Below are 13,090 nucleotides of genomic sequence, written 5' to 3'. Positions count from 1 at the left end.
TTAAATTCAACGATTTAATCTCAATCAAATTTAGTCAAATTTATCTTTTTATATCGATGAAGAGTTGAAATAATCGCCAAAACACATAAATTAACAATTTTGTAGTATAATAATTACTTTAAATAGGATATTCCTGAATTTTAAATTTGAGTAGGGATTTTTATACAAGTGTTTCACAGACTTATGAAAGAATTTTCTTGTCAAGATTTTTAATTGAAATCAGAATCCTTCAAAAACGCCCAATCCAAACAAAGCAAAATCATATTTTACGGGATCATTTGGATCTAATTTTCGAAGTTTTGCGTCTAATTCGGCAAGAGCCTTTCCATCATTTTGTTTTCGGGTCAATAAGCCAAGTTTTCGGGCAACATTTCCAGAATGTACATCAAGTGGACAAGATAAGGCGGCGGGAGAAATAGTTTTCCAAATCCCTAAATCTACTCCTTTATTGTCTTGGCGTACCATCCATCTTAGAAACATGTTGATTCTTTTTGCGGCCGAATTGTTCATTGGATCCGAAACATGTTTTTGAGTACGATATTGATGCGGAATTTCGAAAAATATTTTTTTAAACTCCGAGATGCTTTTTTGCATACTATCTAATTCTTGGTTTTTAGAATATACGCTTTCTAGGCCATTATGATTTTGATAAATATTTTTTAGGCTTTTAATGAAAAAAGCAAAGTCTTGTCCGTTAAAAGTACGATGTACAAATGTTTCCAATCGCTCTAAATCGTATTGCGTATACGACATCACAAAATCATAGGGAGCGTTGCCCATAAAATCCATCATCCGATGAGAATTTTTTATAATCATTTTGCGATTGCCCCAGGCGATAGTAGCGCTTAAAAATCCGGCAATTTCTATATCTTCTTTTCTAGAAAAGAGATGGGGAATTTGTACTGGGTCACTATCAATGAAATCTAGCGTGTTGTATTGGGTAACTTTTTCGTCGAGAAAGTCTTTGAGCTCGTCATTTGTCATTGCTTAAAAAGTAGATTGAGATAGATTTAGTCCTGTTTTTTTGAAACAGAATTATGGATTGCTAATTTGGCCGTCAACCATAACTAATTTCCGATCTGCCATATTGGCTAATTCATCATTATGGGTAACAATTACAAAAGTTTGTCCTAATTCATCCCTTAATTTAAAAAACAATTGATGCAAGTTTTCAGCAGAGACAGTATCTAAATTCCCTGAAGGTTCATCGGCAAAAATAATTGCCGGTTTATTGATTAATGCCCTTGCAACAGCTACACGTTGTTGTTCTCCGCCGGAAAGCGCATTGGGTTTGTGATCCATTCTATGGGAAAGACCAAGATAAGTCAGTAGTTTTTTAGCTTCTAATTCGGTTTCCTTTTTAGATTTATTGGCTATGAAAGCCGGAATGCAAACATTCTCTAAAGCAGTGAACTCGGGTAATAATTGGTGGAATTGGAAAATAAAACCCAAATTCAAATTCCTGAATTTAGACAAGGTTTTATCATTCATTGTCAAAATGTCTTCGTCATTGATTCGCAATTCGATTCCATTTTCAACTGTAGGTTTGTCTAAGGTTCCAAGGATTTGCAAAAGAGTTGTTTTTCCTGCTCCGGAAGCCCCAACGATAGAAACAATTTCTCCCTTTTTTATATGTAAATCTACTCCTTTCAATACATGAAGTTGGTCGTAGTATTTATGTAAATTTTTGGCTTGTATCATTTTGGAATTGTTTGCGCAAAGAAACAAAGAATTTGATGATTATTTTGAATAATTTTCAAAAGGCAAATTATAAATTTTAGTTAACAAAAAACAGCGGAATCTATTTAATAGAGTAAATTTGGAAGATTGTTTACCTGAAGGTTTAATATTATTTTGAAAATCATTTTTTTTAAACCTTTCAAAAAGAAGATATTATTTTTTCAAAAACTTAAAACAATAAAAATGGATATACAAGAAGAAAAAGAGATAGCCACATTTGCTGGAGGCTGTTTTTGGTGTACAGAAGCCGTTTTTTTAAAATTAAAAGGGATAAGGAGCGTTGTCTCGGGCTATATTGGCGGGAAAACGGCGAATCCTACCTATAAGGATATATGTAATGGAGACACAGGTCATGCCGAAGCGATTCAGATTACTTTTAATCCAAATGAAGTTTCTTTCGGTGAATTATTAGAAATATTTTTTGCAACGCATGATCCCACAACATTAAACCGTCAGGGAAATGATGTGGGTACGCAATATCGAAGTGAAATTTTTTATCATAATGAGGAACAGAAAGGAATTTCGGAAGGCTATATTGGGCTTTTGACTAAAGAAAATACATTTGGTAAGCCTATTGTAACCAAGATTTCACCTGCATCAATATTTTATCCAGCCGAAGATTACCATCAAAATTATTACAATCAACATCAAGAACAAGGATATTGCAGTTATGTGATAACGCCTAAAATAGAAAAACTGAAAAAGTTCTATAAAGATAGGCTCAAATAATATTTATAGATGATAAATGAATTTCAAGTTGAAAGCAAAAGTGCCGTAAAAAGGAAATTGTTTTTGGGTATTTTGTTTGATCTTATTGGGATGCTGTCTTTTAGTGTGCCAATTTTGGGTGAATTTTCAGATGTAGTTTGGGCTCCAATAGCTGCTTACTTGATGACTAGAATGTATAAAGGAAATACAGGTAAAATAGCAGGAACGATCGAATTTTTGGAAGAACTTATTCCTTTTACAGATATCATTCCAACATTTACATTAACTTGGATTTATAGTTATTTAATAAAAAATAAAAGCGCTCAATAATTAAGGATTTTTTATTCTTTGAACAGAAAACCCATTCCCATTTGTTTTAGCATCTTTTTTTCGAATGCCCAAAAGAAAGCAAATTGTCCAGAAAGAAATCCAAATAATACTAAAAGGACTTGATATATTGGGAAAATTAGTAGCAATCGAACGGGGGTAAACCAAAAACCTAAGTCTTCATTTGTAATTCCTAACCAAAAACAAAAAGGTTTTGACAACCAGGCAGAAGTAGAACCGGTAATTGCAAAAACAATAAATATTACTGTGAGCTGAAAATTGGATTCAATTCCCCAACGTTTTTTTAAATTCTTCATTTTTATTTATAATGAATACAAATATAGTAACATTATCTTATGGGGACGTAACCAAATAGTTTTTGTTTATAGGTATTTTGAAAATAGACCATGTAATTGTAAATTAAATAATTTACTTCATAGCCATAATCGATGTTCGGATTATAATCAATGGTCATTTCATACAGGTTGGGGTTGTATCTAAAAGGTTGTGAAACGCGACTATTCCATTCACTGACCCATAATTGGTTTTTGTTTTCTAAATAGGATTGGGAATAGTAATTTCTAGGAAGTGCTCTAGAGGCAAGCCAAGAGCTAAAGCCCGGATCAATGATAATGACTTCGTATTCTAGTTCATTATTAGCAATTCTGACGGTATCATTTTTTGAGCCTGTTGGTTTCTCTTTAGCAATGCTACCTGATTTTGAAGCAGTACAACCGATAAGAGCACAAAAAATAATTGCTATAATATAAAAACTATTTTTCATGATATTTAAGAATAATGTGGATTATAAAGTTACGAAAATAAACCGTCGGTTATTCGTTTTCAGAACTAAAAAAGTCATTTTCCGTTAAATGGAAAATGACTTTATATAAATGTTCAATAGTATATTATTTTCCGAAAAGCTTGCCTAATAAGCCGCCAAATCCCCCACTTTTTTTCGTAACAAGGTCCATTGCGTCTCCCATATCTACTTTTCCGTCGGCATTTTGATCTAAACCAAATTGTCCGCCATATTTTGAAATAGCATCCATAATTCCTGAGTTTTGACCACTGCCACCAGAAATAGCATTTACCAAATCAGAAACTTGAAAACTCGAATCATTTGGGTCTTTTGCTTTGTTAACCAAAGAACCTAGAACCTGAGGAATCATGTTAGTGGCTACTCCAGAAGCTGCTTCGTTGCTTAAACCAAATTTTTGACCAAGATTACCGGTGAGTTGTTCAGTAAGTTGCTGTACAACGGGATTTGAGTTGTCCTGAGTATTATTGTTCTGAAATAATCCGGCAAGTTGATCTAGCTTACCTTCAGAAACAATTTTTTGTAAACCAGAAATAATCGAATCGCTTGCTTCGTTTATTACCGCCTCATTTTGATCATTTGGAATAGCCTCGTTCTTTACGACTGCTTCTTTTCCAAACTGCTGTACTAATTGAGTTAATTGTTCAAACATTTGATTTTATTTAGATTAGAAATCAAATTTAATGAAAAAAGGGATTCGTTAAACGAAGTTAACAAATCCCTTTTACTGTTTATGCAGAAGATTATTTCAATAAAGCAATAATCTGCTGCGCCAGCTCAATGCCAATTCTGTCTTGTGCTTCTATAGTTGCAGCTCCGATATGTGGGGTCAGAGAGATTTTAGGATTCATTAAAATTGGTATTTCTGGAGTTGGTTCGGTTTCAAAAACATCCAATCCAGCAAATAATACTTTTTCGTCGTCTAATGCTTTTACTAAAGCAACTTCATCTATTAGACCACCACGAGCGCAGTTTATGATTCCTACGTCATCTTTCATTAAAGCAAATTCTTTTTCGCCTATGATATAGCTTTTTTGTGCGGGAACATGCAAGCTGATAAAATCGGCTTCTTTAAGTAAAGATTCCAATGGCTGAGTAACAATTGTCGTTGTGATTGATTGACCATCAAAAAAAGCTACTTTTATGTCCACTTTTTCGATTGATGTATCGGTAGCAATAAGCTTCATTCCTAAGCCCAATGCCATTTTTGCGGTAGCTTGACCAGTACGGCCTATTCCTATGATGCCGAGTGTTTTTCCTCTTAATTCAATTCCATTAGCATAAGCTTTTTTCAAACCATTGAAGTTGCTGTCTCCTTCCAAAGGCATATTTCTGTTCGAATCATGCAAGAAACGAATGCCTGAAAATAAATGAGCAAAAACTAATTCAGCAACAGATTCTGACGAGGCTGCTGGTGTATTGATTACGTGAATTCCTTTGCTTTTGGCATAGTCTTCATCAATATTATCCATTCCTGCACCACCGCGACCAATGATTTTTAAATTTGGACAAGCATCAATAATGTCTTGACGGACTTTGGTAGCACTTCGCACCAAAAGTACGCTTATGTCATTATTGTTTACAAAATTAGCGACTTGTTCTTGTGCTACTTTTGTCGTTATTACTTCAAATCCACTTTTTTCTAATGCAAGTATTCCGCTTTTAGAAATACCGTCATTGGCTAATATTTTCATTTTTACTTTATTTGTTTTTTGATGATTTATTTAATCGTTTAGATTAAAAAATAACATAAAATTTATTGATTTCAATTATATGGATTTGCTGTTTGTTCGAATAGTCAAATTGCCGAATAACCAATTAAACTTTTTTCTCCAATGCTTTCATTACGTCTACCAGCACCTGAACACTTTCTAGAGGAAGTGCGTTGTACATAGAAGCTCTGTAGCCACCTACGGAGCGGTGTCCTGATAAGCCCGATATTCCTGCTTCGGTCCACATAGCGTCAAAAATAGCGGTATGGCTCTTGTCATTCAACAAAAAGGTAGCATTCATATTAGAGCGATCTTCGATAACTGCAGCTCCTTTGAATAATGGGTTTCGGTCAATTTCTGCGTAAAGCAAAGCCGCTTTGGCATTGTTAATTTTTTCGATTGCTGCAATTCCACCAAGTTTTTTTAACCATTGCAAAGTCAATAAAGACCCGTAAATAGGGAAAACTGGCGGTGTATTGTACATGCTTTCTGCTTTTATGTGTTTTTCATAATCGAGCATGCTAGGGATTGTTCTGCCTGTTTTTCCAAGGATTTCTTCCTTTACAACGACTAAAGTTGTACCGGCAGGTCCCATATTTTTTTGAGCACCTGCGTAGATAACGTCAAATTTAGAAAAATCCAATGTTCTTGAAAAAATATCAGAACTCATATCGCAAACCAATGGTATATCCAGCGAAGGGAATTTCTTCATTTGAGTACCAAAAATAGTATTGTTACTGGTGCAATGAAAATAATCGGCATCAGCGGGTATAGTATATCCTTTTGGGATGTGATTGTAATTTTCTTCTTTTGAAGAAGCCACAACCACTGTTTCTCCAAAGATTTTGGCTTCTTTTATAGCTCCAGCGGCCCAGGTTCCAGTATCTAGATAAGCGGCTTTCCCATTTTCTTTCATCAGGTTGTAAGGAATCATCAAAAATTCTAAGCTGGCACCACCAGAAAGAAACAAGGCTTTGTAGCCTTTGCCTTCAAGACCCAATAATTCGATTACCAGTGCTCTGGCTTCTTCTATAACGGCAACGAAGTCTTCGCTTCGGTGCGAAATCTCCAAAAGAGATAATCCTGAATCATTGAAATTTAAAATAGCTTGTGCCGATTTTTCAAATACTTCTTGTGGTAAAATACAAGGTCCTGCGCTGTAGTTGTGTTTTTTCATGGTGTAGTTAGAGTCCAAAAATTAGAATACAAATTTCGGGAAATAGGACTTAAAAAAGCATTAAATAAAAAGAAATAATTAAAAGCTATTCGGTTATGTTGTTAACAAAAACGATATCGTATCGATGTTATCTGCATAATCCCATAATTTAGGTTTTTGTGTTTGTCCAAATTCAATACTATTTTCGATCAGATTGTTACTCACTATGCATTGAATTTGCTCATTTTCAATTTGTAATCGGGTTTGAATTTCTTCTATATTGTCATAAAACTCATAAAACACGCTCGAAATAGGGGAGGCATGACTTTTATCTTCTTTTAAGGTTAAAAAGCCATTGTCTAATAATTTAAAATTACTCATCAAGAAAACAGCTTTATTGTAATCGTAATTATTAGCGTATTTTTCGTAATGTATAACGTCTTGGTGTTCAAAAATCGCTTCAAAAAAAGCATTGAAAGAATATCCTTTTGGTACAAAAAGTTTAGATACATTGCGGCATCCTAAACCAAAATATCTGAAAATATCTTCGCCCAATGCTACAAGTTGTTCTTTGGTTTCTTTTCCGTTTAAAACAGCAACCGAATTTCTACTTTTTCTAATTATAGAAGGTTTGTCTTTAAAATAATATTCAAAATAGCGCGCGGTATTATTGCTTCCGGTTGCTATAACCGCATCAAAATTTTCTAATTTTCCTTCGACAAAAGTTATTTTGTTGGCAAATTCGGGATCAACGGCTATAATATATTTGGCTAAAAAGGGCAATAAATGCTGGTCATTTGATGATGTTTTTACCATAACATTATGTCCTGTAATCAAAACAGACAGGAAATCATGAAAACCTACCAAGGGAATATTACCTGCAAGTATTAAAGCGATGTTCTTTGTTTTTACATCCTCTAAATCATAAGCTGCGAGCCATTGATTTAGATTTTCTTCGGTTAACGCTGTAGCCCAAGACTGTAATGAAAAATATACTTGCTCCGGTGTGTACCATCCATTATGGGATTGCGATAATTTTATTAATTGGATACAATCGTCAAAAAATAAATCGTTTTGTAAAACCTCTGGTTTTTTTTGGGTGTTGTTTTCAGAAAATTGACTTAAGAATTTTCCTAATTCAACAAAAACACTTTTTTTTGTTTCTAATGTCATAATGTTTGCTTATGAAAAGTTTTGATTGTAATTTTGCACAAAAATAAGCTATATTAAGTTATAAGTCAAAGGAGAAAAAATTGTTATACGGTTTTAATTTCTAACTCATAACTTTTAACTCCTAATTAATAGAAAAAAATGGCAATCATAATAACCGACGAATGTATCAATTGTGGCGCTTGTGAGCCAGAATGCCCAAATACTGCAATATACGAAGGTGCAGACGACTGGAGATATAAAGATGGTACAAACCTAAAAGGAAAAGTAATCTTGCCTGATGGAACTGAAGTTGATGCAGAAGATGCTCAAACTCCTATTTCGGATGAAATTTATTATATTGTTCCAGGTAAATGTACAGAATGTAAAGGTTTTCACGATGAGCCTCAATGTGCTGCGGTTTGTCCAGTAGATTGCTGTATACCGGATGATAATCATGTAGAAAGCGAAGAGACTTTGTTGAATAGACAAGCATTTTTGCACAACGAATAAATATAATTTTCATTATATAAAACAAAAAATCCGGAGTAATTACTCCGGATTTTTTGTTTTATCGATTTATCTTTTTTACTGTTTGATAATCATATAAGTTGTTATTATTACTTTATCAGTCATGTCGTCGTATGTTTCTAAAACAAGATTTCCATTGGTGTCAAAATAGCCAAAAGAAGTATTGTTTTTTGCTTTATAAATATAATTGTTATTTGATGTTTTTCTCAAAACAGCGGCTTCTTTTCCATCGGGAGAGAACATATTATAGCCATTTTTATCAATTGCTACTTGGTATTTCTGACCGTTTAGCTCGTAATAGGCTGATCTGTCTACATCTATTATTTTGGTTACGCCATCTGCGGTAATTGCAGTAGTAGCGGTTACTTGAACAGGTGTTTCTTTGACATCTTTATTTAGTACATTAGAATCGGCATCTTTTAATTCAATGTTTTGAACTTCTTTTACTTCCTGCGTTTTTATTGATTTTTTTACGCCCTTAGAATCTTTCACAGTAGTTACAGTAGTTTTTACTTCTGATTTTACATTTTTGTTTTGCGCTTGACTGTTTAATGAAAATAGAAAAGCGGTTATTCCTAGAATTATAGTTTTCATAATTTTTAGTTTAATGATTTGTATTTAATAAATAACGGAATTAATGATGGGTTTGTTGTATGATTTCTGTAAATAAAAAATTACATTATTTGTGTAAAGAAGGTCTGTTTAGATATTATAAAAATAATTAAAAATTTGGAAATAAAAAAAGAGCTGTCTTTAAAACAGCTCTTTCTATGAATTATATTGGTTTTGTAAGAATAAATGCCGCTAAAAATTAAATCCTAATCTAGCGTAGTAATAAGCTCCACTGAATCCCATTTGAACGGCATCCCAATATCCACCTGCTTCTACCCAATCATCTTGTTGGTCTGGATAGATATTTAGTAAGTTATTAGCTCCAATGCTTATTTTTGTTGATTTTGAAAGCTTAAAACCTAAGGTTAAATCGGTTGTAATTTTGGCTCCATAAGTATCTGTGGCAGCTTTCTTTTGATTAGTAAATACTTGTGCATCGGTTTCAGTAGGAGAAATTCGGTAATCTTCTGGATCTTCATCCATTTGATAATCTAATAGTTCAACTTTGCTGAAGCGAGTGAAAGCTAGTCCTGCATCGAACCATTTTTTAGCATAGTTTAGGTTTAAACCAAATTTGCTAGGAGGTGCAGAAGCTAATAAAAAGGCTTTGTCTCGTTCTCCAAAGAATGTTTTTTCATCCAAATCTCCATTTTTTACTTTATCGATTTTCATATCATTGATGTTTCCAACTATGGTAGCGCTTAGTTTGCTTTCCCCAATGTTCTTTTTCCAAGCTAAAACAACATCAAGTCCTTTGGTTTTGGTATCAACGCCATTTACGAAAAACTGCGCCTTATCAACTCCAATGTTTAATGCTTGTGCATCAAAATAACCAGTTAGCACAATTCTATCTTTTACATTAATAAGATATCCGTCAACGGTGGCAGTAAAATCACCATAACTAGCAGTGAAACCTAACGAAGCATTAACCGCTTTTTCCTCATTTAATTGATCGATGCCAAAAGCTTTGGTTACCGGACTGTTGTTTGGAGATAATAAAACCTCAGTTATTCCAGCAGCACTTACATTGGTAAAACGCAAGTTGTAATATATTTGAGCTAATGAAGGAGCGCGGAATCCAGTACTTATAGATCCTCTAAAATTAATATGTTCGCCCGCTTTTATTCTGGTGGCTAATTTTCCGTTTAAAGTGCTTCCAAAATCACTGTAGTTTTCAAAACGAGCAGCTCCGCTTAATAAAAAAGCGTCTGTTATATCTAGTTCAGCATCGGTGTATAAAGATAGGTTGGTACGGGTTTTGTCTACTACATTTTTAGGACTGTATCCAGGAAAACCTTGTGAGCTTCCAGGTCTAGGAACTAATAAAGGATTGTCGACTGAAGTAGGTAATGAAGGATCGTAATCAGGGTTGTCTGTTAAAGGTGGACTTTGAGTAGTTGGATCAATAATTACTCTTCCATTGGTATCATATGTACTATAAGAACCTTCATCACCCGCAAAAATATCGAATTTTTCTGTTCTGAATTCTGCTCCAAAAGCAAGGTTTAATCCCTTCATTACAGACTCATAATTTTTAGAAAGATCAAAATTTGTTGTGTTTTGAGTCAAACTGTGTCCTCCTGCATCAAATTCAGTTGGAGAAGCTTCAAGTAAAGAAGCATTGATAGTTCCTTTTACATAATAATGAAATAAATTTTTACCGAATGTATTACTGAAATCAATTTTCCATCCACTGGCCGTTTTAGATCTAAATCCTGCAGCAAACGAATTGTCAATAATATTTGAAGTAATTCTTGGCGTATAACCACCCGGATAAATTTCTTCAACAACACGTGGTCCGTCGTTTCTTGTAAAGGCATAAGCATCAGTATCTCTGAAGTTTCTGCCTCCAAATGCATAAAATTCGGTTCTGTCAGATACTGGAATGGCTAAATTTCCAAATAAATTAAAGCTTTGAATTGAAGCTTCACCAAAGCCTTTTCTAAAATCAAAACCAGGACGAAGGGTTTTGTTTTTGCTTAAATATTCAGTGGTGAAGTTAGCAAAACCACCTTGATCGCCAATGGCAACTCCATAGTTGGCGGCTACTTTTACAGAGCCACCATCAAAAGATTGGTTTTTTCCAAATGAATTCCCGTTGCCGTTTTGGTCTAATCGATAACCATCTGTGTTGGCTGTTCCTTCAGGAAAAGTGCCTCTTGCATTGGTATTAAAAACACCATATGTTACAGATCCAGTTAGTTCGTCAACATTATCATTAAGTACAATATTGATAACACCTGCAATTGCATCAGAGCCGTATTGAGCAGCAGCACCATCTCTAAGTACTTCAATTCTTTTGATCGATGCAGCCGGAATAGCATTCAAATCGGTTCCTGTGTTTCCTCGACCACGTGTCCCAAACAAATTAATTAAAGACGATTGGTGTCTTCTTTTTCCATTAATCAAAACCAAAGTTTGGTCAGGCCCCATTCCTCTTAATGAGGCTGGATCTACGTGATCTGAGCCGTCAGATCCGGATTGTTTGTTGGCGTTAAATGAAGGAGCTATATATTGTAATAATTGGTTGATCTCAATTTTTCCGCTTTGTGTAGTCACATCTTTCATCGAAATGACATCAATAGGAACCGCTGAGTTTACCACTGTTCTTTTGGTATTTCTCGAGCCTACTATTTGAATTTCATTCAATTCCTGTCCGCCTTCTTGCGAGAGTACCACATCAATTTTCGTGTTTATAGCTAATTTTTCTATACTTTGAAACCCCATATAGCTAAAAACTAAAGTTGCCCCTTCTTTGACAATTATTTTATAGACACCATTTGTATCTGAAGAAACGCCATTTGAAGTCCCTTTTTCGACAATGTTAACACCAGGTAATACCGTTCCGGTGTTGTCTTTTATTACTCCCGAGATTTCTTTTTGGGCAAAAAGTAAACTTGCATTCAGGAATAGAAACAATAAAGTAATTTTTTTCATAATTAAAGAAGTTTGGTTTTTCGGATGGTTAATCAAATGCAATATATAATTTTTTTAACAAAAAGTTAAGATATGTATATTTTTTTAACACAAATAATCAAAGAAGTATTAATGTGAAGATTTCTAAAATCTAGGATATATTAAATGTTATATTTGCAAAAAATATTTATACAAAGGTCTTAGTATTAAATGCTATTTATAAATATTGTGTAATTGTCATGGTTCTATTATGGAAATAATGAAGAAAGGCAATGGCGTGTTCATTAAAAAAATAAATATTAGCTACATATGAAAGCAGGAATTGTAGGATTGCCAAATGTTGGAAAATCAACATTATTTAATTGTTTGTCAAATGCGAAAGCACAAAGTGCTAATTTCCCTTTTTGTACTATTGAGCCTAATATAGGTGTTGTAAACGTTCCAGATCCGAGAATTGAAAAATTAGAGGAATTGGTTAAGCCTGAACGTGTTCAGATGGCAACCGTTGATATTGTTGATATTGCTGGTTTAGTAAAAGGAGCTAGTAAAGGAGAAGGTCTTGGAAACCAGTTTTTGGGAAATATTAGAGAATGTAATGCTATTATACATGTATTGCGTTGTTTTGATAACGATAATATTGTTCATGTTGACGGTAATGTAAATCCAATTCGTGATAAAGAAACTATCGATATCGAGTTGCAATTAAAAGATTTAGAAACGGTTGAAAAACGTTTGGAAAAAGTAAATCGTGCAGCTAAAACGGGTAATAAGGAAGCGCAAACTGAAAAAGCACTTTTAGACAGAATCAGAGAAGCATTGTTGCAAGCTAAATCCGCTCGTACTATTACACCTCAAGGTCCTGATGAAGAAGTTTTAATGGAATCTTTTCAATTGATTACGGCAAAACCAGTTTTATACGTTTGTAATGTGGATGAAAATTCAGCCGTTAACGGAAACAAATATGTAGACCAGGTTCGTGAATTAGTAAAAGACGAAGAGGCTGAGGTAATTATCCTTTCAGTAGGAGCTGAGGCTGATATTACCGAATTAGAAAGTTATGAGGAGCGTCAGGTTTTCCTTGAAGATATGGGATTAACTGAGCCAGGAGCATCTGTTCTGATTCGTGCTGCTTATAAATTATTGAAACAACAAACGTATTTTACCGCTGGTGTAAAAGAAGTTCGTGCTTGGACAATCAATATTGGATCTACTGCGCCACAAGCTGCAGGAGTAATTCATACTGATTTTGAGAAAGGATTCATTCGTGCTGAGGTTATTTCGTACGAGGATTTCGTTCATTACGGATCTGAGGCTAAATGTAAAGAAGCAGGAAAATTCAAAGTAGAAGGAAAAGAATATATCGTAAAAGACGGTGATGTAATGCACTTTAGATTTAACGTATAAGTTGAAATTTTGATT

The 13,090-nt window shown here is 34.0% G+C and carries 14 protein-coding genes; 4 read left to right on the top strand and 10 right to left on the bottom strand.

The genetic code is table 11. The features are described 5' to 3' along the window. Positions 1 to 219: 219 nt before the first annotated feature. Together ACMDB5_RS13820 and ACMDB5_RS13815 are read right to left on the bottom strand one after the other, a co-directional pair. A complete protein-coding gene (locus ACMDB5_RS13820) occupies positions 220 to 984 on the bottom strand; it encodes a TIGR02757 family protein (RefSeq protein ID WP_413998846.1) in 765 nt (254 codons plus the stop codon). A 51-nt stretch (positions 985 to 1,035) separates the two neighbouring features. Beyond that, positions 1,036 to 1,701: an ABC transporter ATP-binding protein gene (locus ACMDB5_RS13815; RefSeq protein WP_413998845.1), complete on the bottom strand. Its 666-nt coding sequence runs from the start codon at positions 1,699 to 1,701 to the stop codon at positions 1,036 to 1,038. Positions 1,702 to 1,923: 222 nt separating this feature from the next. Between ACMDB5_RS13815 and msrA the strand changes: the two genes are divergently transcribed. After that, positions 1,924 to 2,469: a peptide-methionine (S)-S-oxide reductase MsrA gene (msrA, locus tag ACMDB5_RS13810; protein WP_413998844.1), complete on the top strand. Its 546-nt coding sequence runs from the start codon at positions 1,924 to 1,926 to the stop codon at positions 2,467 to 2,469. 9 nt (positions 2,470 to 2,478) lie between these two features. Next, entirely contained in the window at positions 2,479 to 2,778 is a 300-nt protein-coding gene (locus ACMDB5_RS13805) for a hypothetical protein (protein ID WP_413998843.1), read from the top strand. An 11-nt stretch (positions 2,779 to 2,789) separates the two neighbouring features. Here ACMDB5_RS13805 and ACMDB5_RS13800 read toward each other — a convergent pair whose 3' ends face one another. The 6 genes from ACMDB5_RS13800 to ACMDB5_RS13775 all read right to left on the bottom strand — a co-directional run bounded on the left by ACMDB5_RS13800 (position 2,790) and on the right by ACMDB5_RS13775 (position 7,636). Continuing rightward, positions 2,790 to 3,092, bottom strand: coding sequence for a DUF6787 family protein (locus tag ACMDB5_RS13800; protein WP_413998842.1), 303 nt, complete (start codon positions 3,090 to 3,092; stop codon positions 2,790 to 2,792). A gap of 32 nt (positions 3,093 to 3,124) precedes the next feature. Further along, positions 3,125 to 3,559: a DUF6146 family protein gene (locus ACMDB5_RS13795; protein WP_413998841.1), complete on the bottom strand. Its 435-nt coding sequence runs from the start codon at positions 3,557 to 3,559 to the stop codon at positions 3,125 to 3,127. Between the two features lie 124 nt (positions 3,560 to 3,683). Further along, positions 3,684 to 4,247 (bottom strand): DUF937 domain-containing protein, encoded by a 564-nt coding sequence (locus tag ACMDB5_RS13790; RefSeq protein ID WP_413998840.1) that lies wholly within the window; start codon positions 4,245 to 4,247, stop codon positions 3,684 to 3,686. Positions 4,248 to 4,338: 91 nt separating this feature from the next. Continuing rightward, a complete protein-coding gene (locus ACMDB5_RS13785) occupies positions 4,339 to 5,289 on the bottom strand; it encodes a D-2-hydroxyacid dehydrogenase (protein ID WP_413998839.1) in 951 nt (316 codons plus the stop codon). A gap of 124 nt (positions 5,290 to 5,413) precedes the next feature. Further along, positions 5,414 to 6,484, bottom strand: a complete 1,071-nt coding sequence (gene serC / locus ACMDB5_RS13780; RefSeq protein WP_413998838.1) for a 3-phosphoserine/phosphohydroxythreonine transaminase — start codon at positions 6,482 to 6,484, stop codon at positions 5,414 to 5,416. A 93-nt stretch (positions 6,485 to 6,577) separates the two neighbouring features. Further along, positions 6,578 to 7,636 (bottom strand): acyl-CoA reductase, encoded by a 1,059-nt coding sequence (locus tag ACMDB5_RS13775; RefSeq protein ID WP_413998837.1) that lies wholly within the window; start codon positions 7,634 to 7,636, stop codon positions 6,578 to 6,580. Positions 7,637 to 7,774: 138 nt separating this feature from the next. Between ACMDB5_RS13775 and ACMDB5_RS13770 the strand changes: the two genes are divergently transcribed. Continuing rightward, complete coding sequence (locus ACMDB5_RS13770) at positions 7,775 to 8,125, top strand: 4Fe-4S dicluster domain-containing protein (RefSeq protein ID WP_413998836.1); 351 nt, start codon at positions 7,775 to 7,777, stop codon at positions 8,123 to 8,125. Between the two features lie 75 nt (positions 8,126 to 8,200). Here the strand turns inward: ACMDB5_RS13770 and ACMDB5_RS13765 are convergent, their stop codons facing one another. Together ACMDB5_RS13765 and ACMDB5_RS13760 are read right to left on the bottom strand one after the other, a co-directional pair. After that, complete coding sequence (locus ACMDB5_RS13765; protein WP_413998835.1) at positions 8,201 to 8,737, bottom strand: hypothetical protein; 537 nt, start codon at positions 8,735 to 8,737, stop codon at positions 8,201 to 8,203. Between the two features lie 210 nt (positions 8,738 to 8,947). Further along, positions 8,948 to 11,692 (bottom strand): TonB-dependent receptor, encoded by a 2,745-nt coding sequence (locus tag ACMDB5_RS13760; RefSeq protein WP_413998834.1) that lies wholly within the window; start codon positions 11,690 to 11,692, stop codon positions 8,948 to 8,950. A gap of 288 nt (positions 11,693 to 11,980) precedes the next feature. Here ACMDB5_RS13760 and ychF point away from each other — a divergent pair, with 288 nt between their 5' ends. Continuing rightward, positions 11,981 to 13,075: a redox-regulated ATPase YchF gene (ychF, locus tag ACMDB5_RS13755; RefSeq protein WP_413998833.1), complete on the top strand. Its 1,095-nt coding sequence runs from the start codon at positions 11,981 to 11,983 to the stop codon at positions 13,073 to 13,075. Positions 13,076 to 13,090 lie beyond the last annotated feature (15 nt).

Origin of the sequence: Flavobacterium sp. W1B, from assembly GCF_047344965.1 — a bacterium.
Lineage (GTDB): Bacteria > Bacteroidota > Bacteroidia > Flavobacteriales > Flavobacteriaceae > Flavobacterium.
The sequence above is the reverse complement of the archived record's forward strand: the minus strand, read 5'-3'. Positions and strand labels throughout refer to the sequence as shown.